General features: G+C 75.9%; 1 protein-coding gene (only partly in view). It reads right to left on the bottom strand.

Annotated elements, in window-relative coordinates; genetic code table 11:
* Positions 1-26,067, bottom strand: the 5' portion of a protein-coding gene (locus ACN27A_RS01170) for a type I polyketide synthase (protein ID WP_421449082.1). The gene continues 3,762 nt to the left of window position 1, outside the view; 26,067 of the gene's 29,829 nt are visible here — the first part of the coding sequence; the start codon lies at positions 26,065-26,067; the stop codon falls past the left edge of the window.
* Positions 26,068-26,078: the final 11 nt, after the last annotated feature.

Raw genomic sequence — 26,078 nt, 5'->3', positions numbered from 1 at the left:
GCGGTCCCTGCCGTACGTCGCCAGCAGCGCCTGCGCCTCGATCGGGTCGCCGAGCGTGGTGCCGGTGCCGTGCGCCTCGACGACGTCCACGTCGCCCGGGGTCAGGCCGGCGTTGTCCAGCGCGTGCCGGATGACCCGCTGCTGCGCGGGCCCGTTCGGCGCGGTGAGGCCGTTGCTCGCGCCGTCCTGGTTGACGGCGCTGCCCCGTACGACGGCGAGGATCCGGTTGCCGTCGCGCTGGGCGTCGGAGAGCCGCTGGAGCAGCAGGACGCCGACGCCCTCGCCCCAGCCGGTGCCGTCGGCGGCCTCGGCGAACGCCTTGACCCGCCCGTCGGCGGCCAGGCCGCGCTGCCGGGAGAACTCCAGGAACGCGCCCGGGGTCGACATCACCGTCACGCCGCCGGCGAGGGCGAGGTCGCACTCGCCGCTGCGCAGGGCCTGCGCGGCCAGGTGCAGCGCCACCAGCGACGACGAGCAGGCCGTGTCGACGGTGACCGCCGGGCCGTGCAGCCCGAACGAGTACGCCAGGCGGCCGGAGACCACCGACGCGCCGTTGCCGGTCGCCTGGTAGCCCTCCACCTGGGAGCGGGCGCCCAGCAGCAGCGTGGCGTAGTCCTGCCCGTTGGTGCCCATGAAGACACCCGTGGCGGAGCCACGCACCCGGTGCGGGTCGATGCCGGCGCGTTCGAAGACCTCCCAGGTGGTGTGCAGCAGCAGCCGCTGCTGCGGGTCCATGGCGAGGGCCTCGCGCGGGTTGATCCCGAAGAACGCGGCGTCGAAGCCGGCCACGTCCCGCAGGAAGCCGCCGCTGCGCGTGTAGCTGGTGCCGACCCGCTCCGGGTCGCTGTCGAACAGGGCGTCGAGGTCCCAGCCCCGGTCGGTGGGCATCGGCGTCACCGCGTCCACGCCGTCGGCCAGCAGCCGCCACAGTTCCTGCGGCGAGGACACCCCGCCCGGGAAGCGGCAGGCCATGGAGACGATCGCGATCGGCTCGTCCGCCGGCGGCCGGGCCGAGGTCGTGCCGCCGGTGACCGGTCCGCCGTCCGCGCCGATGACGATTTCGGTACGCAGGAAGCGGGCCAGTTCCGCCGCCGACGGGTGGTCGAAGACCACTGTCGACGGCAGCGTCAGGCCGGTGACCCGGCCCAGCCGGTCGCGCAGCTGCACGGCGGCGAGGGAGTCGAAGCCCAGCTCCCGGAACGCCCGGCCGGCCGGCACCTGGTCGGTGGTGGGGTGGCCGAGGACGGCCGCCGCCTCCGCGCGGACGAGGTCGACCAGCAGCGCCTCCTGGCCGGTCGCCGGCAGCGTGGCGAGCCTGGCCCGCAGCCCGTCGGTGGCGGCGGCGCTCTCCGGCCGCTCCGGCTCCTCGGCGACGGCGGGGGCGACCCGGTCGAAGAGGTGGCTCGGCCGCGCGGCGGTGAACGCCGTGACGAACCGGGACCAGTCGACGTCCACGATCACCGGGGCCGCCTCGGGGGCGTTCACCCAGCGGCCGAGCGCCGCGACGGCGGCGTCGGGCGCGAGCGGGCTGAACCCGCGGCGGCGCAGGCCGTCGGCCGTCTCGCCGGAGGCCATGCCGTCCTCCGCCCACGGGCCGTAGGCCAGGGCGGTGGCGGGCAGGCCGGCCGCCCGGCGGGCGGCGACGAGCGCGTCGAGCAGGGCGTTGCCGGCCGCGTAGCCGGCCTGCCCGCCGCCGCCCCAGACGCCGGCGACGGAGGAGAAGACCACGAACGCGTCGAGGTTCCGGCCCCGGCAGGCGGCGTCGAGGTGCACGGCGCCGAGCACCTTGCCGGCCAGGGTCTCCGACAGCTCGCCGTCGGTCACCTCGTACGCCGCGGTGGTGCCGCCGGACGCCCCGGCGGTGTGCACGACGGCGGTCAGCCCCGGCAGGTCCGTCACGAGGGCGTCGACCGCGGCCCGGTCGGTGACGTCGCACGCCACCACCCGCACCGCGCCCAGCTCGGCCACCAGCTCCGCCGCGCCCGGCGCTGCCGGGCCCCGCCGCGAGGCGAGCACCACCTCACCGGCCCCGTTGGCCAGCAACCAACGGGCCACGTGCCGACCCAGCGCACCCGTACCGCCGGTCACCAGCACCGTCCCGGCGGGCCGCCAACCCGACCCCGCGGGCGGCGCGGCCGGCACCAGCCGCCGGCCGAAGAGGCCGTTGCGGCGGACGGCCACCTGGTCCAGGGTGCCGTCGGCGAGGACGGCGACGAGCCCGGCGCGGGCGCCGCGGTCGGCGCGGTCGGGCAGGTCGATCAGGCCGCCCCAGCGGTCGGGCTGTTCGAGGGCGACGACCCGGCCCAGGCCCCAGGCCAGGGCCGCCCAGACGTCGCCGGCCCGTTCCCCGGCCGTGACCGGCATCGCGGTCCGGCTGAGCGCCCACACCCGTCCCGGCAGGCCGGTGTCGGTGAGGGCCCGGGTGAGGGTGAGCAGTGCGGCCGCGCCGGCGGGCACCGCCGGGGTGTGCGCCAGGGGCCGGTCCTGCCGGGGCAGCACGCAGAGCACCCCGGCCCAGCCGTCCCCGCTGATCCGGCCCAGTCGCTCGCCCAGTTCGGCGCGGGCGAGGGTGGACGACACGGTGAGCGTGTCGACCCGGGCGCCGGCCTGGGTGAGGGTCTTCGCGACGCCCGCGTCGGCGCCGCTGTCGACGGTGACGACCAGCCACCGCCCGGACAGCCGGGTCGCCGGGGCCGGCCGTACCGGCTCCCACCCGACCCGGTACGACCACCCGTCGAGGGCGGTGTCCCGCGACCGGTGCTGACGCCAGCGCGCCAGGAGCGGCAGGGCCGGGCCGAGCGCGTCCAGGTCCTCGGTGTCGTCGCCGAGTTCGGCGGCGAGGGCGGCCAGGTCGCCACGCTCGACGGCGGCCCAGAACTCGGCGTCGCCGCCCTCCGGGTCGGCCTGCTTCGTCGGCGTGCCCTCCGGCCAGTAGCGCTGGTGCTGGAAGGCGTACGTGGGCAGGTCCACGCGACGCGCGCCGGTGTCGGCGAACCACTGCTGCCAGGTCACGGGAACGCCGTGCACGTGCAGCTCGGCGAGGGCGTGCAGCAGCGCGTGCGCCTCCGGCCGGTCCCGGCGCTGCACGGCCACGGCCAGCACGGCGTCGTCGGCGGGCAGCACGTCGGCGGCCATCGCCGTCAGCACGCTCTGCGGACCGACCTCCAGGAACGTGTCCACCCCGGCCTCGCGCAGGGCGGTGATGCCGTCGGCGAAGCGCACCGCCTCCCGCACGTGCCGCACCCAGTACTCCGGGGTGCGGATCTCGTCGCCGGCCAGGGCACCGGTCACGTTCGACACGACCGGCAGCAACGGTGCGGAGAACGCCAGCCCGTCCAGGACCGTGCGGAACTCGGCCAGCATCGGCTCCATCAGCGGGCTGTGGAACGCGTGGCTCACCGTGAGTCGACGCGTGCGCACGCCCCGCTCCCGCCAGCTCCGCTCCACCTCGTCGAGCGCGTCGACCGCGCCCGACACCACCACGGCGGCGGGGCCGTTGACCGCGGCGATGCCGACGCGGTCGGTCAGCCCGGCGATCGACTCCGCCACGGCGGTCTCGTCGGCGGCCACGGCCAGCATCCCGCCGCCGGTGGGCAGCGCCTGCATCAACCGGCCCCGCGCAGCGACGAGGGCGCACGCGTCGGCCAGGGACAGCACCCCGGCGACGTGCGCGGCGGTCACCTCGCCGATCGAGTGACCGGCCAGCACGTCCGGCACGATGCCGAAAGACTCCACGAGGCGGAACAGCGCCACCTCGACCGCGAACAGACCGGCCTGGGTGAAGACGGTCTGGTCCAGCAGCTCCGCCTCGGCGGAACCCGACGACGCGAACAGCACCTCCCGCAGCGGGCGCGGCAGCAGCGGGTCGAGGTGCGCACACACCTCGTCCAGCGCGGAGGCGAACACCGGGAACAGGGCGGACAGCTCACGGCCCATCCCGGCGCGCTGCGCGCCCTGACCGGAGAACAGCAGCGCGAGCTGGCCGCGTACGGCGGTGGTGCCGGTCACGACGGCCCCGGAGGGCTCGCCCGCGTCGAGGGCCCGCAGCGCGGCGAGCAGGTCGTCCCGGTCGGCCACCACGACGACGGCGCGCTGCTCCAGCGCGGGCCGGGTGGTGACGGAGGACCAGGCCACGTCCAGCGGAGGCGGGGCCTCCTCGGCGGCGAGCCAGCGCGCCCACCGGCCCGCCTGGCCGGCGAGGGCCGCGTCGGAGCGCGCGGAGAGCAGCACCGGTACGACCGGCGGCACGTCGCGGGCGACGATCTCGCCCTCGATCGTCTCGGCCGGCGGCTGCTCGATGATCACGTGCGCGTTCGTGCCGGAGATGCCGAACGACGACACCGCCGCCCGACGCGGCCGGTCCACCGCCGGCCACGGCGTCGCCTCGGTGGTGAGGGCGACCGCCCCGGCCGTCCAGTCGACGTGCGGCGACGGCTCGTCCACGTGCAACGTCGACGGGACGACGCCGTGGCGCATAGCCATGACCATCTTGATCACACCGGCCACACCGGCAGCCGCCTGCGTGTGCCCGATGTTCGACTTCACCGACCCCAACAACAGCGGCCGATCCTGCGGACGCTCCTGCCCGTACGTCGCCAACAACGCCTGCGCCTCGATCGGGTCACCGAGGGTCGTGCCCGTACCGTGCGCCTCCACGGCGTCCACGTCGGCCGGGGTCAGGCGGGCGTTCGCGAGGGCCTGCCGGATCACCCGCTGCTGCGACGGACCGTTCGGAGCCGTCAGCCCGTTCGACGCGCCGTCCTGGTTGACGGCGGTGCCCCGGACCACGGCGTAGATCTTCCGGCCCTCGCGCTGGGCGTCGGAGAGGCGCTGCACCAGCAGGACACCCACGCCCTCGGACCAGCCCGTGCCGTCGGCCGAGGCGGCGAACGACTTGCACCGGCCGTCCTGCGACAGACCACGCTGCCGCGAGAACTCGATGAACGTGCCCGGCGTCGCCATCACCGTCACACCACCGGCCAGCGCCAGATCACACTCACCGGAGCGCAACGCCTGCGCGGCGAGGTGCAGCGCCACCAGCGACGAGGAGCACGCCGTGTCGACGGTGACCGCCGGGCCCTCCAGGCCGAACGTGTAGGCGACCCGACCGGACAGCACGCTGCCCGAGGTACCGGTCCCGACGTAGCCCTCCACCTCGGTCGGCAGGTCCATGAGCCGGGAGGCGTAGTCGTGGTACATGACACCGGCGAAGACACCCGTCCGGCTGCCCCGCAACCGCTGCGGATCCAGACCGGCGGACTCGAACGTCTCCCACGAGGCCTCCAGCAGCAACCGCTGCTGCGGGTCCATGGCGAGGGCCTCGCGCGGCGAGATCCCGAAGAAGCCCGGGTCGAACTCGCCTGCGCCGTACAGGAAGCCACCGTGGCGCGTGTACGACGTACCGCTGCGGTTCGGGTCCGGGTCGAAGAGCGACTCCAGGTCCCAGCCGCGGTCCGCCGGGAACTCGGAGATCCCGTCGCCGCCGCCGGCCAGCAGCTCCCACAGTTCGTCGGGGGATTCCACCCCGCCCGGGTAGCGGCAGGCCATGCCCACGATCGCGATCGGTTCGTCGGTGCCGACGACCGTGCCGGCGACCGGGCCGGCGGTCGACTGACGTACCCCGGCCAACTCCGACCACAGGTGGTCGGCGAGCACGGCCGGGGTCGGGTAGTCGAAGACCAGCGTCGAGGCCAGCCGCAGCCCCGTGGCCGCGTTCAACCGGTTACGCAGGTCCACCGCGGTCAGCGAGTCGAAGCCCAGCTCCCGGAACGCCCGGTCCGCCGGCACCGAGTCCGCACCGCCGTGCCCCAACACCTGCGCGACCAGGCCCCGCACCAGCACGTCGACCTGGGCGCGGCCCTCGTCCTCGGTGAGCCCGGCGAGCCGGTCGGCCCAGCCGCCACCGCCCTGCCCCGCCTGGCGGCGGGTGCTGGTCACGCCGATCAGGGTGCGCAGCACGGCCGGCACGGGGCCGCCGGAGGTCGCCGCCCGCAGCGCGGGCACGTCGATCACGGCCGGTACGAGGGCCGCCCGGTCGGCGCCCAGCGCGGCGTCGAACAGCTCCAGCCCGGTCTCGGCGCTCATCGGGGTCAGGCCAGCCCGCGCGGACCGCGCCCGGTCCGCCTCGTCGAGGGACGCGCCCATGCCGGGGGTGTCCCACATGCCCCACGCCAGGCTGACGGCCGGCAACCCGAGCTGCCGCCGGTACGCCGCAAGGGCGTCGAGGAAGGCGTTGCCCGCCGCGTACGCCGACTGACCCGGCGAGCCGAGCACCCCCGCCACCGACGAGAACACCACGAACAGGTCCAGATCCAGACCCGCGGTCGCCTCGTGCAGGAACCAACCCGCCGACACCTTCGGCGCCAACACTCCGGCCAGCCGCTCCGCCGTCAGCCCCTCCACGACACCGTCGTCCAGGACACCGGCCGTGTGCACCACCCCCGCCAGGCGACCCTCGGCGCCGATCTCGGCGACCAGGCCGAACACCTGGTCCCGGTCCGTCACGTCACAGGCGACGACCCGCACCGACGCGCCCAGCGCGGACAACCGCTCCGACAACTCGCCCGCACCCGCGGCCTCCGGACCGCGCCGCGACACCAGCACCAGCGACCGCACGCCGTGCACCGACACCAGGTGCTCCGCGACCAGCGCACCGAGCGCGCCCGTACCGCCGGTCACCAGCACCGCGCCGTCGCCCAGGCTGGCCGTCTGCGCGGCCGTGATGCCGGCCCGGACCAGACGCGGCGAGTACACCGCGCCCACGCGGACGGCAAGCTGGCCGCCGGTCGCGGCCGGCTCCCGCAGGACGCCGTCCAGCTGGGCCACCAGCGCGGCGTCCGGGTCGTCGTCGACGTCCGCGAGGACGATGCGGCCCGGGTGCTCCGACTGCGCCGAACGGAGCAGACCCCACACCGCCGCACCGGCCAGGTCGGTCACCCGGTCGTCGTCGCCGACGGAGACCGCGCCCCGGGTCACCACCACGAGCCGCGAGTCCGCCAGGGCGTCCGCCGCGAGCCAGGACCGCACCGTCGCCAGCACGTCCGAGGTCACCGCCCGGACCGACTCCGGCGTCTGCGCCGCCGACCCGGGCGCGGGGAACACCGGCAGCAGCAGCGTCCGGGGGACGGACTCCTCCCCCGCGACCGTCGCCACGTCGGGGTACGTGGGCACTCCGACGGGTGCCAGCAGCTCCCGGCCGCCGGTCACCAGCGCCCATCCGGAAAGCTCCCCGGCGGGCGCGGCCTCCACGGCCGGCCACCGCAGCTCGAACAGCGACCGCGAGGCCACGCCCGACGCGGCCACGCCGGTCAGCTCCCGCAGGACGAGGGAGTCCACCGACACGACCGGCGCGCCCACCTCGTCGTACGCGGCCAGGCGCAGCCCGGAGCCGTCGCGGGTCAGGCGTACCCGCAGCGCCCCCGCACCCGAGGCGTGCACCTGCACGCCCTCGAACGCGAACGGCACCCGTGGACCGCCCGATTCCTCGCCACCGAGCAGCAGCCCGATCGGGTGCAGGGCGGCGTCCAGCAGCGCCGGGTGCACGCCGAATGCGGCGGCCTCCGTCGCGGCGTCGTCCGGCAGGACCACCTCGGCGTACACCTCGGCGCCGCTGGTCCAGGCACGCCGGAGCCCCTGGAAGGCCGGCCCGTACGTCAGGCCGTGTTCCGCCAGCGTCGGGTACCAGCTCGCCAGGTCCACCTCCGCCGCGCCGGCGGGGGGCCAGGTGACCGGGTCCGGCTCGTCGGCGGTGGAGGGCTCCAGCACACCCTCCGCGTGCCGGGTCCAGCCCCCCTCGGGGTCGTCGTCGGGGCGGGAGTAGACGGCGACGGGACGCTGCGGCGACTCCGACGTGGACACCCGCACCTGGATCCGCACGCCTCCCGTTGCGGGGAGGGCCAGCGGGGCGGCCATGGTCAGCTCCCGCAGCCGGGAGAGGCCCACCTCGTCGCCGGCCCGCACGGCCAGCTCGACCAGGGCGGTGCCCGGCACCAGCGTCAGCCCGGAGACCGTGTGGTCGGCCAGCCACGGGTGCGTGGCCAGGGAGAGCCGGCCCGTCAGCACCATCTCGTCGTCGCCGGCCAGGTCCACGGTCGCGCCGAGCAGCGGGTGCTCCGTGCGGCCGAGCCCGGCCCCGGACACGTCGCCCGTACGTGTCCGGTGGGCGGCGGGCCAGTAGCGCTGGTGCTGGAAGGCGTACGTGGGCAGGTCCACGCGGCGCGCGCCGGTGTCGGCGAACCACTGCTGCCAGGTCACGGGAACGCCGTGCACGTGCAGCTCGGCGAGGGCGTGCAGCAGCGCGTGCGCCTCCGGCCGGTCCCGGCGCTGCACGGCGACGACGGCCAGCACGGCGTCGTCGGCGGGCAGCACGTCGGCGGCCATCGCCGTCAGCACGCTCTGCGGACCGACCTCCAGGAACGTGTCCACCCCGGCCTCGCGCAGGGCGGTGATGCCGTCGGCGAAGCGCACCGCCTCGCGCACGTGCCGCACCCAGTACTCCGGGGTGCGGATCTCGTCGCCGGCCAGGGCACCGGTCACGTTCGACACGACCGGCAGCAACGGTGCGGAGAACGCCAGCCCGTCCAGGACCGTGCGGAACTCGGCGAGCATCGGCTCCATCAGCGGGCTGTGGAACGCGTGGCTCACCGTGAGTCGACGCGTGCGCGCGCCCCGGTCGCGCCAGCTCCGCTCCACCTCGTCGAGCGCGTCGACGGCACCCGACACCACCACAGCGGTGGGCCCGTTGACGGCAGCGATGCCGACGCGGTCGGCGAGCCCGGCGATCGACTCGACCACCGCGGCCTCGTCGGCGGCCACGGCCAGCATCCCGCCACCGGTGGGCAGCACCTGCATCAACCGGCCCCGCGCGGCCACGAGCTGACACGCGTCGGCCAGCGAAAACACCCCGGCCACGTGCGCGGCGGTCACCTCGCCGATCGAGTGACCGGCCAGCACGTCCGGCACGATGCCGAAAGACTCCACCAGGCGGAACAGCGCCACCTCGACCGCGAACAGGCCCGCCTGGGTGAAGACGGTCTGATCCAGCAACTCCGCCTCGGCGGAACCCGACGACGCGAACAGCACCTCCCGCAGCGGGCGCGGCAGCAGCGGGTCGAGGTGCGCACACACCTCGTCCAGCGCGGAGGCGAACACCGGGAACAGGGCGGACAGCTCACGGCCCATTCCGGCGCGCTGCGCGCCCTGACCGGAGAAGAGCAGGGCGAGTTGGCCGCGCTGGCCGGCGGCGCCGGAGACGACCGTACCGGTGGGCTCGCCGTCGGCGAGGGCGGTCAACGCCGCGACCAGGTCGTCCCGGTCGGCGGCGGTGACGACCGCCCGGTGCTCCAGCGCGGGTCGGGTGGTGACGGAGGACCAGGCCACGTCCAGCGGACGCGGGGCCTCCTCGGCGGTCAGCCAGCGCGCCCAGCGGCCAGCCTGCGCCGACAGCGCGGCGGCGTCGCGGGCCGACAGCAGCACCGGCACGACCGGCGGGACGTCGCGGGCGACGATCTCGCCCTCGATCGTCTCGGCGGGCGGCTGCTCGATGATCACGTGCGCGTTCGTGCCGGAGATGCCGAACGACGACACCGCCGCCCGACGCGGCCGGTCCACCGCCGGCCACGGCGTCGCCTCGGTGGTGAGGGCGACCGCCCCGGCCGTCCAGTCGACGTGCGGCGACGGCTCGTCCACGTGCAACGTCGACGGGACGACGCCGTGGCGCATCGCCATGACCATCTTGATCACACCAGCCACACCGGCAGCCGCCTGCGTGTGCCCGATGTTCGACTTCACCGACCCCAACAACAACGGCCGATCCTGCGGACGCTCCTGCCCATACGTCGCCAACAACGCCTGCGCCTCGATCGGGTCACCAAGGGTCGTGCCCGTACCGTGCGCCTCCACGGCGTCCACGTCGGCCGGAGTCAGGCGGGCGTTCGCGAGGGCCTGCCGGATCACCCGCTGCTGCGACGGACCGTTCGGAGCCGTCAGCCCGTTCGACGCGCCGTCCTGGTTCACGGCCGTGCCGCGTACCACCGCCAGCACGCGGTGCCCGTTGCGCCGCGCGTCCGACAGCCGCTCCACGAGCAGCACGCCGACGCCCTCGGACCAGCCGGTGCCGTCGGCCGACGCCGCGAACGACTTGCACCGGCCGTCCTGCGACAGGCCCCGCTGACGCGAGAACTCGATGAACGTCCCCGGCGTCGCCATCACCGTCACACCACCGGCCAGCGCCAGATCGCACTCACCGGAGCGCAACGCCTGCGCCGCGAGGTGCAGCGCCACGAGGCTGGAGGAACAGGCGGTGTCCACGGTGACGGCCGGGCCCTCAAGGCCGAACGTGTACGCCACCCGACCGGACAGCACGCTGCCCGACGTGCCCGTGCCGACGAAGCCTTCGGCGTCCGGCGGCAGGTCCATCAGGCGGGAGGCGTAGTCGTGGTACATGACGCCGGCGAAGACACCCGTCCGGCTGCCCCGCAGCCGCTGCGGATCGAGACCGGCGGACTCGAACGACTCCCACGACGCCTCCAGCAGCAACCGCTGCTGCGGGTCCATCGCCAGGGCCTCACGCGGCGAGATCCCGAAGAAGCCCGGGTCGAAGTCGGCCGCCCCGTAGAGGAAACCGCCGTGGCGCGTGTACGACGTACCGCTGTGCTCCGGGTCCGGGTCGAACAGGCTCTCCAGGTCCCAGCCGCGATCGGCGGGGAACTCCGAGATCCCGTCGCCGCCGCCGGCCAGCAACGCCCACAACTGGTCCGGGCTCTCGACGCCACCGGGGTAGCGGCAGGCCATGCCCACGATCGCGATCGGCTCGTCGGTGCTGGCGGTGAGCACCGCCGTCTGGCGGGCGGTGATCTGCCCGGAGACCTGCTCGTGCAGGTGGTCGACGAGCACGGCCGGGGTCGGGTAGTCGAAGACCAGCGTCGAGGCCAGCCGCAGCCCCGTGGCCGCGTTCAACCGGTTACGAAGGTCCACCGCCGTCAGCGAGTCGAAGCCCAGCTCCCGGAACGCCCGGTCCGCCGGCACCGAGTCCGCACCGCCGTGCCCGAGCACCTGCGCGACCAGGCCCCGCACCAGCACGTCGACCTGGGCGCGCGCCTCGTCGGGCGCCAGGCCCGCGAGCTGGTTGGCCCAGTCGCCGCCCCGCGCGGCCCGTCGCCGGGCCGCCGTCGATCCGATCAGGGTACGCAGCACGGCCGGCACCGGGCCGGCACCGAGCGCTGCGCGCATCGCCGGTACGTCGATCACGGCCGGCACCAGCGCCGGCCGCTCCGCCGCCAGGGCGGCGTCGAACAGCTCCAGCCCGACCTCGGCGCTCATCGGCGTCAGGCCAGCCCGCGCGGAACGCGCCCGGTCCGCCTCGTCGATCGAGGCGGCCATGCCGGCGGTGTCCCACATGCCCCACGCCAGGCTGACGGCCGGCAACCCGAGCTGCCGCCGGTACGCCGCAAGGGCGTCGAGGAACGCGTTGCCCGCCGCGTACGCCGACTGACCCGGCGAACCCAACACACCCGCCACCGACGAGAACACCACGAACAAGTCGAGATCCAGCGACGCCGTCGCGTCGTGCAGGAACCACCCGGCCGACACCTTGGGCGCCAACACGCCCGCCAGACGCTCCTCGGTGACCCGCTCGATCACCCCGTCGTCCAGGACACCGGCGGTGTGCACCACGCCCGCCAGGCGTTCCCCGGCGGCGACCTCGGCCACCAGCGCGCCGACCTGATCCCGGTCCGTCACGTCACAGGCGACAACCCGCACCGACGCCCCCAGCGCCGACAACCGCTCCGACAGCTCGCCCGCACCGGCGGCCTCCGGACCGCGCCGCGACACCAGCACCAGCGACCGCACGCCGTGCGCCGACACCAGGTGCTCCGCGACCAGCGCACCGAGCGCACCCGTACCACCGGTGACCAGCACCGCACCGTCACCCACGACCGGCGCCTGCGCCGCCGGGGCGACCGCGCGCACCAGACGCGGCACGAACACCCCACCCGCACGCACCGCGACCTGACCGCCGTGCGTCGACGGCTCGTCGGCCAGTGCCGTCAGGACGGCCAACGTCCCGGCATCCACGTCACGATCGACGTCCGCCAGGACGATGCGGCCCGGGTGCTCCGACTGCGCCGAACGCAGCAGACCCCACACCGCCGCACCACCCAGGTCCGACACCCGGTCGTCCGCCGCCACCGACACCGCGCCCCGCGTCACCACCACCAGCCGCGACTCCCCCAGCACGTCCGCCGCCAGCCAGGACCGCACCGTCGCCAGCACCTGCGACGTCGCCGCGCGAACAGCGTCGGGGACGGCGCTCTCCGGCGCGTCGAGCGGCAGCAGCAGCGCCTTCGGTGCGGTCGTCCGGCCGGCGTCGACCGCCGCGACGAGCGCCTCGACGTCGCCGTACGCCGGCAGGTCGGCGGTGGCCGGCGAGCCGACCAGCGCCCAGCCGGAGAGGTCCCCGGCGGCGGCGATCTCCTCGGCCTGCCAGGTGAGTTCGAACATCGCGCGGGCCGCCGCGCCCGCCGCGGTCACGCCGGTCAGCTCGCGCAGGGCGAGGGAGTCGACCGAGACCACGGCCGCGCCCGACTCGTCGCACGCGACAAGCCGCACCGCCGAGCCCGTACGCGACAGCCGCACCCGCAGCACCCGCGCACCCGAGGCGTGCACCTGCACACCCTCGAACGCGAACGGCACCCGCGCCCCGCCCGAACCCTCGCCACCCGGCAGCAGCCCGATCGGGTGCAGGGCGGCGTCCAGCAACGCCGGGTGCACCCCGAAGCGCGCCGCCTCCGTCGCCGCCTCGTCCGGCAGCACCACCTCGGCGTACACGTCGTCGCCGGCGGTCCACACCCGGCGCAGCCCCTGGAACACCGGCCCGTACGTCAGGCCGTGCTCCGCAAGCGTCGGGTACCAGCCCGTGACGTCCTGCTCGGACGCGCCGGTCGGGGGCCACTCCCCCAGGCTCGGCTCGTCGGCCGTCGCCGGCTCCAGCACGCCCTCCGCGTGGTGGACCCAGTCGGCCTCCGGGTCGCCCTCGGCCTGCGAGTGCACCGCCACGACCCGGGTGCCGGCCTCGTCGGCCGCGCCGACGCGCACCTGCACCCGCACCGCGCCGGCCTCCGGCAGCACCAGCGGCGCGGCCACGGTCAGCTCCCGCACCCGGGACGCGCCCACCTCGTCGCCGGCCCGGACGGCCAACTCCACCAGGGCGGTGCCCGGCACGATGACCGCGCCGGAGACGACGTGGTCGGCGAGCCACGCGTGGGTGGCGAGGGACAGCCGGCCGGTCAGCACCACCATGTCCGCGCCGGCGACGGTGACCGCCGCGCCGAGCAGCGGGTGCCCGGCCACGCCGAGGCCGGCGCCGGACACGTCGGCGGTACGCGCCTGGCCCGCGCCGAGCCAGTACCGCTGGTGCTGGAAGGCGTACGTCGGCAGGTCGACCCGGGCGGCGCCGGCGTCGGTGAACCACTGCGTCCAGGTCACCGGGACGCCGTGGACGTGCAGGTCGGCGAGGGCGTGCAGCAGTGCCTGCGGGGCGGGCCGGTCCCGGCGCTGGACTGCCACCGCGAGCGCGTCCTCGGCGAGCAGGTCGGCGTTCATCGCGGTCAGGACGCTCTGCGGGCCGATCTCCAGGAAGGTGTCGACCCCGGTGGCCCGCAGGGCGGCGATGCCGTCGGCGTAGCGGACTGCCTCCCGCACGTGCCGCACCCAGTACTCGGCGCGGGTGATCTCCTGCGGGTCGGCGAGCGCGCCGGTCAGGTTCGACACCACCGGCAGCAGCGGCGCCCGGAACGTCAGCCCCGCCAGGACGGCGCGGAACTCGTCGAGCATCGGCGCCATCAGCGGGCTGTGGAACGCGTGGCTGACGGTGAGCCGGCGGGTACGCACGCCCCGGTCCCGCCAGGCCTGCTCCACCTCGGCCAGGGCCTCGACGGCACCGGAGACGACCACGGCGGTGGGCCCGTTGACGGCCGCGATGCCGACGCGGTCGGTCAGCCCGGCGATCGACTCCGCCACGGCCGCCTCGTCGGCGGCCACGGCCAGCATGCCGCCGCCCGTGGGCAGCGCCTGCATCAACCGGCCCCGCGCGGCGACGAGGACGCACGCGTCGGCCAGGGACAGCACCCCTGCCACGTACGCGGCCGTCACCTCGCCGATCGAGTGACCGGCCAGCACGTCGGGCACGATCCCGAACGACTCCACCAGGCGGAACAGCGCCACCTCGACCGCGAACAACCCGGCCTGCGTGAACACCGTCTGGTCCAGCAACTCCGCCTCGGCGGAACCCGCTGACGCGAACAGCACCTCCCGCAGCGGGCGCGGCAGCAGCGGGTCGAGCTGCCCGCACACCTCGTCCAGCGCGGTCGCGAACACCGGGAACGCCTCGGACAGCTCCCGGCCCATCCCGGCGCGCTGCGCGCCCTGGCCGGAGAAGAGCACAGCCAACTGCGTACGCGTCGCGCCCGTGCCGGCGACCACGGTGGCGGCCGACTCGCCGGCGGCGAGGGCGCGCAGTCCGGCCAGCAGTTCGTCCCGGTCCGTCGCGGTGACCACCGCGCGGTGCTCCAGCACGGCCCGGCTGACGGTCGACGACCAGCCGACGTCGACGGGGCGCAGTTCCTCGTCGCCGGCGATCCAGCGGGCCCAGCGCTCCGCCTGGGCGGCGACGGCGGCCTCGGACCGGGCCGACAGCAGCACCGGGGCGGGCAGCGATCCGGCGGCGGGCGTCGGCGCGCCCTCGTCCCGGGTGGGCTCCGCCTCGGCGGAGGGCTGCTCGATGATGACGTGCGCGTTGGTGCCGCTGACTCCGAACGACGAGACCGCCGCGCGGCGCGGCCGGCCCGCCACGGGCCAGTCGCGTGCCTCGGTGAGCAGGGAGACCGCCCCGGCGCTCCACTCGATGTGCGGGGAGGGCTCGTCGACGTGCAGCGTGGACGGCAGCAGCCCGTGGCGCATCGCCATGATCATCTTGATGATGCCGGCCACCCCGGCGGCGGCCTGGGTGTGGCCGATGTTCGACTTGATCGAGCCCAGCCACAGCGGCCGGTCCTCCGGACGGTCCTGCCCGTAGGTGGCCAGCAGGGCCTGCGCCTCGATCGGGTCACCGAGGGTCGTGCCGGTGCCGTGTGCCTCGACGGCGTCCACGTCGGCGGTGGTGAGCCGCGCGTTCGCCAGCGCCTGCCGGATCACCCGCTGCTGCGACGGGCCGTTCGGGGCGGTCAGCCCGTTCGACGCGCCGTCCTGGTTGATCGCCGATCCGCGTACCACCGCCAGGACCCGCCGGCCCTCGCGCCGGGCGTCGGAGAGGCGCTGCACGAGCAGCACGCCGACGCCCTCGGACCAGCCGGTGCCGTCGGCCGCCGCCGCGAACGACTTGCAGCGGCCGTCGGCCGACAGGCCCCGCTGCCGGGAGAACTCGATGAACGTGCCGGGCGTGGCCATCACCGTCACGCCACCGGCCAGCGCCAGATCACACTCGCCGCTGCGCAGCGCCTGCACCGCGAGGTGCAGCGCCACCAGCGACGAGGAGCACGCCGTGTCGACGGTGACCGCCGGGCCCTCCAGCCCGAAGGTGTACGCCACCCGGCCGGACAGCACGCTGCCGGAGGTGCCGGTGCCGAGGTAGCCGCCCACGCCCTCGGGCAGGTCCTGCACGCCGGAGGCGTAGTCGTGGTACATCAGGCCGGCGAACACGCCGGTCCGGCTGCCGCGCAACCGCTGCGGGTCGAGACCGGCCGACTCGAACGTCTCCCACGAGGTCTCCAGCAGCAGCCGCTGCTGCGGGTCCATCGCGATCGCCTCGCGCGGCGAGATGCCGAAGAAGTCCGGGTCGAACTCGGCGGCCCCGTACAGGAAACCACCGTGCCGGGTGTACGACGTGCCGGGGTTGTCCGGGTCGGGGTGGAAGAGCCGGTCGAGTTCCCAGCCCCGGTCGGTGGGGAACTCGCCGATGCCGTCGGCCCCGGCGGCGACCAGGTCCCACAACTGCTGCGGGTTCGTCACGCCACCCGGGTAGCGGCAGGCCATGCCCACGATCGCGATCGGCTCGTCGACGGTGGTCGCCCGCACGGCCTGCTGCTGGTCGGCGACCTGGCCGGACAGCTGCTCGTACAGGTGCTCCGACAGGGCGCCGGGGGTCGGGTAGTCGAAGACGAGCGTCGACGTGAGCCGCAGCCCGGTCGCGCCGTTGATCCGGTTGCGCAGCTCGACGGCGGTCAGCGAGTCGAAGCCCAGTTCCCGGAACGCCCGGTCCGCCGGCACCGCCTCGGCGCCGGCGTGACCGAGGACCTGCGCGATCATCCCCCGGACCAGCAGGGCCACCTGCGTGCGCGCCTCCTGCGGGTCGAGCCCGGCCAGCCGGTCGACCCAGGCTCCGGAGCCGGAGCGGCGGCGCTTCGTGCCCGGTCCCACCAGGGCCCGCAGCATCACCGGCACCCGGCCGGCGGCGGTCTGCGCCCGCATGGCGGGCAGGTCGACCACCGCCGGTACCAGCGCCGCGCCGCCGTGGGCCAGGGCGGCGTCCCACAGCCCGAGCCCGACCGGTGCGGTCATCGGGACCAGACCGGCCCGGGTCACCCGCGCCCGGTCGGTGTCGTTGATCGACGCGGCCATGCCGTCCGTGTCCCACATGCCCCACGCGAGGCTGACCGCGGGCAGCCCGCGCTGCGCCCGCAGCACGGCGAGGGCGTCCAGGAAGGCGTTGCCGGCCGCGTAGGCGGCCTGGCCGGGAGAGCCGAGCACCCCGGCGACGGAGGAGAAGAGCACGAACAGGTCGAGGTCCAGCTCGGCGGTCGCCTCGTGCAGCCACCAGCCGGCCGTGACCTTCGGGGCCAGCACGTCCGCCAGCCGCTCGGCGGTGATCCCGCTGACGACGCCGTCGTCGAGAACGCCGGCGGTGTGCACCACCCCGGCCAGGCGGTCCTCGGCGGTGATCGCCCGGACCAGCTCGCCGACGCGCTCGCGGTCGGTCACGTCCGTGGCGACCACCCGGGCGCTCGCGCCGAGCGCGGCCAGCCGCTGCACCAGGTCGTCGGCGCCGGGGGCCGCCGGGCCCTGGCGGGACGCCAGCACCAGCGAGCGCACGCCGTACGCGGTGACGAGGTGTTCGGACACCAGGGCGCCGAGCGAGCCGGTGCCGCCGGTGACGAGGACGGTCCCCCGGCCGAGGGTCGCCGGGGTGCGCGCGTCATCGGTGGCGCGGACCAGCCGCGGCAGGTACGCCGTGCCCGCCCGCACCGCGAGCTGCCCGCCGAGGGCGGGGTCGTCGGCGGCGGCGGCGAGCAGGGCCAGCAGGTCGGCGTCCAGGTCGGCGTCCGGTTCGAGGTCGGCCAGCACGATCCGGCCGGGGTGCTCCGACTGGGCCGAGCGCAGCAGGCCCCAGACCGCGGCGCCCGCCAGGTCGGTGACGCGGTCGGTCGTGCCGGTGGCCACCGCGCCACGGGTCACCACGACCAGCCGCGAGTCCGCCAGGGCATCGGCGGCCAGCCAGGCCTGCACCGCGCCGAGGACGTCCGCCGTGACCGACCGCGCCGCGTCGGGCAGGTCCGCCCCGGGCGCCGCCGGGGAGACGGGCAGCAGCAACGCCGCGGGAGCGGGGGCCGTTGCGTCCGTCACCGCCGTGGCCACGGCCGCGACCTCGGCGTACGCCGGAAGCTGCGGCGCGCCGTCGAGCGGCCGGTCACCGAGCACGGCCCAGCCGTACGCGCCGTCGGGCGCGGTGATCTGCTCGGGCTGCCAGGACACCTCGAACAGGGAGCGGTGTGCCTCGTCGGACGGCGTCGCCATGCCGGTCAGCTCGCGCAGCGTCAGCGAGTCCACCGACACCACCGGCACACCGGTCTCGTCGACGGCGACCAGCCGCACCGAGTTGCCGGTGGCGGTGAGGCGGACCCGGAGCGTCCGGGCCCCGACCGCGTGGACCTGCACGCCTTCGAACGCGAACGGCACCCGGGCCCCGCCGCCGGCCCCGTCGGCGGGCAGCAGCCCGACGGGGTGCAGGGCGGCGTCCAGCAGTGCCGGGTGCACCCCGAATCCCGCCGGGTCCCCGAGCACCTCGTCGGGGAGGGCGACCTCGGCGAACACCTCGCCCTCGGCGGTCCACGCCCGCCGCAGGCCCCGGAAGACCGGCCCGTAGGAGAGCCCGTGCTCGGCCACCGCCGGGTACCAGCCGGTGACGTCCACCTCGGACGCGCCGGGCGGCGGCCACGCGCCCACCGTGGGCTCGTCGGCCGTGGGGGCGTTGACGAGGCCGTCGGCGTGCCGGGTCCAGCCCGACTCGGGGTCGTCCTCGGGCTGGGAGTGCACGGTCACCGAGCGGTTGCCGGTCCCGTCGACGGGACCGACCCGGACCTGTACCCGTACCCCACCGCCGGTGGCGGGCAGCACGAGCGGGGCGAGCACGGTCAGCTCGCGGACGCGGGAGGCACCGACCTCGTCGCCCGCGCGGACGACGAGGTCCACCAGGGCGGTGCCGGGCACGATCACGGCGCCGGAGATGACGTGGTCGGCGAGCCACGGGTGGGTCGACACCGACAGCCGGCCGGTCAGCACGACCATGTCCTCGCCGGCGACCGAGACCGCCGCGCCGAGCAGCGGGTGGCGCGCCACGCCGAGGCCGGCCCCGGAGACGTCGGCCGACTGGCCGGCCGGCGGCAGCCAGTACCGCTCGCGGTGGAAGGCGTACGTGGGCAGGTCGACGCGGCGCGCGCCGGTGTCGGCGAACCACTGCTGCCAGGTCATGGGAACGCCGTGCACGTGCAGCTCGGCGAGGGCGTGCAGCAGCGCGTGCGCCTCCGGACGGTCCCGGCGCTGCACGGCCACGGCCAGCACGGCGTCATCGGCGGGCAGCACGTCGGCGGCCATCGCCGTCAGCACGCTCTGCGGGCCGACCTCCAGGAAGGTGTCGACCCCGGTGGCCCGCAGGGCGGCGATGCCGTCGGCGAAGCGCACGGCCTCCCGCACGTGCCGCACCCAGTAGTCGGCCGTGCGGATCTCGTCGCCGGCCAGGGCACCGGTCACGTTCGACACGACCGGCAGCAACGGCGCGGAGAACGTCAGCCCCTCCAGGACCGTGCGGAACTCGGCCAGCATCGGCTCCATCAGCGGGCTGTGGAACGCGTGGCTCACCGTGAGACGGCGCGTGCGCGCGCCCCGGTCGCGCCAGACCCGCTCCACCTCGTCGAGGGCCTCGACGGCACCGGAAACCACCACGGCGGTGGGCCCGTTGACCGCCGCGATGCCCACCCGGTCTCCCAGGCCCGCGATCGACTCCACCACCGCAGCCTCGTCGGCGGCCACGGCCAGCATCCCGCCGCCCGTGGGCAGCGCCTGCATCAACCGACCCCGCGCGGCCACGAGCTGACACGCGTCGGACAGGGACAGCACGCCCGCGACATGCGCGGCGGTCACCTCGCCGATCGAATGCCCGGCCAACATGTCCGGCACGATCCCGAACGTCTCCACGAGGCGGAACAGCGCCACCTCGACCGCGAACAGACCGGCCTGCGTGAACACGGTCTGGTCCAGCAACTCCGTCTCGGCGGAACCCGCCGACGCGAACAGCACCTCCCGCAACGGACGCGGCAGCAGCGGGTCGAGATGTCCACACACCTCGTCCAGCGCGGCGGCGAACACCGGGAACTCCGCCGACAACTCCCGGCCCATGCCGGCGCGCTGCGCGCCCTGGCCGGAGAAGAGCAGGGCGAGCTGGCCGCGCTGACCGCCAGGGCCGGTGAGTACGCCGGCCGAGGGCTCGCCCGTCGCCACGGCTTCGAGGCCCGCCAGCAGCTCGTCGCGGGTCGCACCGGACACGACCGCCCGGTGCTCCAGCACGGACCGCGACGCCACCGACGACCAGGCCACGTCGAGCGGGCGCGAGGTCCGGGTGCCGCTGAGCCACTGCGCCCAGCGGTCGGCCTGCGCCGACAGTCCGGCCGCGTCCCGCGCCGAGAGCAGCACCGGCAGCACGGACGGCGTCCGCGACGGCTCGCCCTCGACCTCCGGCTCGTCCCCGGCGGTCGGCGCGGGCGGCTGCTCCAGGATCAGGTGGACGTTCGTACCGCTGATGCCGAACGACGACACGGCGGCCCGGCGCGGCCGGTCCACCGCCGGCCAGGGACGCGCCTCGGCCAGCAGGGACACCGCGCCGGCGGTCCAGTCCACGTGGGGGGTCGGCTCGTCGAGGTGCAGGGTCTGCGGGAGCAGCCCGTACCGCATCGCCTGCACCATCTTGATCATGCCGGCGACACCGGCGGCGGCCTGGCTGTGGCCGATGTTCGACTTGATCGAACCGAGCAGCAGCGGCCGGTCGGCGGGCCGGCCCTGGCCGTAGGTGGCCAGCAGGGCCTGCGCCTCGATGGGGTCGCCCAGGGTCGTGCCCGTGCCGTGCGCCTCGACGGCGTCCACGTCGGCCGTGGTCAGCCGGGCGTTCGCCAGTGCCTGCCGGATCACCCGCTGCTGGGCGGGCCCGTTCGGGGCGGTGAGGCCGTTGGACGCGCCGTCCTGGTTGACGGCGCTGCCGGCGATCACGGCGAGCACCTGGCGGCCCTGCCGCCGGGCGTCGGAGAGCCGCTGGACCAGCAGCACGCCGACGCCCTCCGACCAGCCGGTGCCGTCGGCGTCGGCGGCGAAGGACTTGCAGCGCCCGTCCGGGGCGAGGCCGCCCTGGCGGGAGAACTCGACGAAGGCGCCCGGGGTCACCATGACGGTGACGCCGCCGGCCAGCGCCATGTCGCACTCGCCGCCGCGCAGCGCCTGGGCGGCCAGGTGCACCGCCACCAGCGACGACGAGCAGGCGGTGTCGACCGTCACCGCCGGGCCCTCCAGCCCGAAGGTGTACGACACCCGGCCGGAGATGACGCTGTGCGCGCCGCCCGTGAGCTGGTATCCGGCCAGCTCCGCCGGGGTGTCGGTGGTGCCGTAGCCCGACGGGGAGGCGCCGACGAAGACGCCGGTACGGCTGCCGCGCAGCTCGTCCGGGTCGATGCCGGCCTGCTCGACGGCCTCCCAGGACGCCTCCAGCAGCAGGCGCTGCTGCGGGTCCATGGCGACCGCCTCGCGCGGCGAGATGCCGAAGAAGCCGGGGTCGAACGTGGTGGCGCCGTCGACGAAGCCGCCCTCGCGGGTGTGCGACACGGGTCGCCCGTCGGCGTCGACGGCCAGCAGCCGGCCCATGTCCCAGTTCCGGTCGTCGGGGAAGCCGCTGATGCCGTCGCGTCCGGTGGCGACCAGGTTCCACAGGTCGTCCGGGTTGGCCACGCCGCCCGGGTACCGGCAGCTCATGCCGACGATGACGATCGGGTCGTCGTCCACCGGCCCGGCGGGGCCCCAGGTGGTGACGGTGTCGACCTCGTGCAGGCGCAGCGTCGCCGACAGGTGGTCGGCGAGGGCGGCCGGGTTCGGGTAGTCGAAGACCAGGGTGGTGGGCAGGGTGAGCCCGGTGGCGGCGCCGAGCCGGTTGCGCAGCTCGACGGCGGTCAGCGAGTCGAAGCCCAGCTCCTTGAACGCCCGGTTCGCCTTGACCAGGTCGGTGCCGGAGTGGCCGAGCACCGCGGCGGTGTGCGTGCGTACGAGGTCGGTCAGGTGGCGGTCCTGCTCGGCGCGGGGCAGCGTCAGCAGGTGCTGCCGCAGCCCGCCGCCGGCGGTGTCCTCCGGTTCGGCGTCGACCACGCGCAGGGCGTCGCGCGCCTCGGCGATGTCGTCGAGCAGGGGGCGGGCGCGGGCGGCGGCGAACGCCGGGGTGAACAGGGACCAGTCGACGTCCGCCACGGTCACCGACGGCACGGCCCGGCCGACGGCGCTGCGCAGCGCGTACACGGCCTGGGCCGGCGACATGGGGCTGAGGCCGCGCCGGGCCAGCAGTTCCTGGCCCTCGCCGCTGGCCATGCCGCCCTCGGCCCAGGGTCCCCAGGCCACGGCGGTGGCGGCCAGGCCGCGGGCGCGGCGCCGCTCGGCGAGCGCGTCGAGGAAGGCGTTGCCGGCGGCGTACGCGGCCTGTCCGCCGCTGCCCCAGATGCCGGCGATGGAGGAGAAGAGCACGAACGCGTCGAGCGGCCGGTCGCCCAGCAGCTCGTCCAGGTGCACCGCACCGGCGATCTTGCCGTCCAGCACCCCGGCGAGCCCGGCGAGGTCGGTGTCGGCGAGCATGTTCAGCTGGCCCACCCCAGCGGCGTGCACCACCGCCGTCAGCGGCGCCGGGTCGGCGTCGACGTCGCGCAGCAGCGCCTCGACCCGGGCGCGGTCGGCCATGTCGGCGGCGACCAGGGTCACCCGGGCGCCGAGCCCGGTCAGCTCGTCGCGCAGCTCCGCCGCTCCCGGGGCGCGCTCGCCCCGGCGGCTGGTCAGCACGACGTGCGCCGCGCCGTTGGCCGCCGCCCAGCGGGCCACGTGGGCGCCGAGCGCCCCGGTGCCGCCGGTGATCAGCACGGTGCCCGACGGCTGCCAGCGTTCGACCGTGCCCACGGCCGCCGGCGTGGCGCGCACCAGTCGGCGCACGAAGACGCCCGAGGTCCGTACGGCGACCTGGTCCTCGGGGCCGCCGCCGGTCAGGACGCCCACCAGGTGGTCCCAGTCGCTGCGGTCGGGCCCGTCCGGCAGGTCGACGAGGCCGCCCCAGAGCTGCGGGTGTTCCAGCCCGGCGACCCGGGCCAGGCCCCACAGGCCGCCCTGGGCGACGCTGCGGACCGGGTCGGCGTCCCCGGTGCCGACCGCGCCCCGGGTCACCGTCCACAGTGGCGCGGCGACGTCGGCGGCGTGCAGGGCCTGCACCAGCGTCATCGTGGCGGCCGTGCCGAGCGGCACCGCCGGCTGGCCGGGGTGCGGTCGGTCCAGCAGGCCCAGCAGGGAGACGATCCCGGTGAACGGGGTGTCCCCCACGGCCTCGGCCACCCGCGCCGTCACCTGGTCGCGTTCCGCCGTCGGGTCCACCGCCAGCCGGGACACCTCGCCGCCGGCGGCGGTCAGCGCCCCCGCGAGCGCCTCGGCCCACTCCGTCGTGGGGGCGTCGCCGGCCGCTTCGACGAGCAGCCAGCGGCCGGACGGGGTGACCGGAGCGGGGGCGGCGGTCCGCTTCCACACCACCCGGTACGACCAGCCGTCGACGACCGCGTCCCGCAGCCGCGCCTTGCGCCAGGACGACAGGACCGGCAGGGCCGGGGCGAGAACGTCCGCCCCGTCGTCGCCGAACTGCGCGGCGAGGGCCGCCACGTCGGAGCGTTCCACCGCCGACCAGAACTCGACGTCCACCACGTCCGGGCTGACCGGGCCGGTGACCGAGACCGGCATCTGCTCGGGCCAGTAGCGCTGCCGCTGGAACGCGTACGTGGGCAGGGCGACCGGGGTCGCGCCGGCGCCGGCGTAGAGGGCCGGCCAGTCGACGGGCGCCCCGTTGACGTGCAGCTCGGAGAGGGCGGCGAGCAGGGCCCGCGCCTCGGGGCGGTCGGCGCGCAGGACGGGCACGGCGATGACCGGGGTGTCGTCGTCGGCGTCCGCCGGCTCCTGCCCGCTCAGCACGTCCCGGGTCATCGCGGTCAGTACGCTGCGCGGGCCGATCTCCAGGAACGTGTCCACGCCGGCGGCGCGCAGCGCGGCGACCCCGTCGGCGAAGCGGACGGCCTGCCGGACGTGGCGCACCCAGTAGTCGGCCGTGCGGATCTCGTCGGCGTCGGCGAGCGCCCCGGTCACGTTCGACACCACCGGCAGCACCGGCGCGGCGAACGTCAACCCGTCGAGGACGGCCCGGAACTCGGCGAGCATCGGCTCCATCAGCGGACTGTGGAACGCGTGGCTCACCGTGAGCCGGCGCGTACGCGCGCCCCGCTCCCGCCAGAGCCGCTCCACCTCGTCCAGCGCGTCGACGGCGCCGGAGACCACCACCGACGTCGGCCCGTTGACCGCCGCGATCCCCACGTCGGCCAGGCCCTCCAGCGTGGCGAGGACGTCGTCCTCGGTGGCCGCGACGGCCAGCATCCCGCCGCCCGTGGGCAGCGCCTGCATCAACCGACCCCGCGCCGCGACCAGCGCCGCCGCGTCCGCCAGGGACAGCACCCCGGCCACGTGCGCGGCGGCGATCTCGCCGATGGAGTGGCCGCCCACGAAGTCCGGCACCACGCCGTACGACCCGACGAGCCGGAACAGCGCCACCTCGACGGCGAACAGCCCGGCCTGGGTGAACGCGGTCTGGTCCAGCAGCTCCGCCTCGGCGGAACCCTCGGGCGCGAACAGCACCTCCTTCAGCGGACGCGGCAGCAGCGGGTCGAGCTGCGCGCACACCTCGTCGAGGGCGGTCGCGAAGACGGGGAACTCGGCGTACAACTCCCGGCCCATGCCGGCGCGCTGCGCGCCCTGGCCGGAGAAGAGCACCGCGAGCGGGCCCCGGTCGGCGGCCTGAGCGGCGACCACCGCGCCGGACGGCTGGCCGGCGGCGAGGGCGCGCAGCCCCGCCAGCAGGTCCCCACGGTCGGTGGCGGTGAGGACCGCGCGGTGCTCCAGCGCGGAGCGCGACACCACCGACGACCAGCCGACGTCCACGGGCCGGAGGGTCTCGTCGTCGTCCAGCCACCGGGCCCAGCGGCCCGCCTGCGCCCTCAGCGCGGCCTCCGACCGGGCGGACAGCAGCACGGGCACCGCCGGCAGGGCGGGGGCCGGGCCGGCGTCGGCGGGGGCCGCGGCGTCGGCGGCGGGCGGCTCCTCCAGGATGGTGTGCGCGTTGGTGCCGGAGATGCCGAACGACGAGACGGCCGCCCGGCGGGGACGGTCGGTCACCGGCCACGGCGTCGCCTCGGTCACCAGCGACACCTCGCCGGCCGACCAGTCCACCTTCGGCGTCGGCTCGTCGACGTGCAGGGTGGACGGCACGACGCCGTGCCGCATCGCCATCACCATCTTGATCACGCCGGCCACGCCCGCGGCGGACTGGCTGTGACCGATGTTCGACTTGATCGAGCCGAGCAGCAGCGGCCGGTCGGCGGGCCGGTCCCGCCCGTACGTGGCCAGCAGCGCCTGCGCCTCGATCGGGTCGCCGAGGACGGTGCCGGTGCCGTGCGCCTCGACGGCGTCCACGTCGGCCGTGGTCAGCCGGGCGTTCGCGAGGGCCTGCCGGATCACCCGCTGCTGGGCGGGCCCGTTGGGGGCGGTCAGGCCGTTGGACGCGCCGTCCTGGTTGACGGCGCTGCCGGCGATCACGGCGAGGACGGGGTGCCCCTTGCGCTGGGCGTCCGACAGCCGCTCCACCAGCAGGATGCCGACGCCCTCGGACCAGCCGGTGCCGTCGGCGGCGGCGGCGAACGACTTGCACCGGCCGTCGGGGGCGAGCCCCCGCTGCCGGGAGAAGCCCACGAACGGGGCGGGGGTGGCCATCACGCAGACACCGCCGGCCAGGGCCAGGTCGAAGTCGCCCTGCCGCAGCGCCTGGCAGGCCAGGTGCAGTGCGACAAGCGACGACGAGCAGGCGGTGTCGACCGTGACGGCGGGGCCCTCCAGGCCGAGGGCGTACGCGATCCGTCCCGAGACGATGCTGGTGGCGGTGCCGGTCAGCAGGTAGCCCTCGTCGGTGCCCTCGACCTCGGTCTGCGGGCCCACGCCGTAGCCGTTGGCGGCGGTCCCGACGAAGACGCCGACCTTCTGCCCCCGCATGGACGCGGGCGCGATCCGGGCCTGCTCGAACGCCTCCCACGACGTCTCCAGCAGCAGCCGCTGCTGCGGGTCCATCGCCACGGCCTCGCGCGGCGAGATGCCGAAGAACTCGGCGTCGAAGTCGGCCGCGTCGTAGAGGAAGCCGCCCTCCCGGGTGGTGGAGTGGCCGGCCCGGTCGGCGTCCGGGTCGTACAGGTTGGCCAGGTCCCAGCCCCGGTCGGTCGGGAAACCGCCGATGGCGTCGCTGCCGGAGGCCACCAGGTCCCAGAGCTGCTCGGGGCTGGCCACGCCGCCCGGGTAGCGGCAGGACATCGCGACGATCGCGATGGGCTCCCGGGCGGCAGCGGTCAGCTGCTGGTTGAGCTGACGGAGGCGGCCCGTCTCCTTGAGCGAGGCGCGAAGCGCCTCGACGACCTTGTCTGCGGACGTAGACATCATGAGCTCCG

The organism is Micromonospora sp. WMMD737 (assembly GCF_049179055.1).
GTDB lineage: Bacteria > Actinomycetota > Actinomycetes > Mycobacteriales > Micromonosporaceae > Micromonospora > Micromonospora reichwaldensis.
This window is presented reverse-complemented; position numbering and strand designations above follow the sequence as displayed.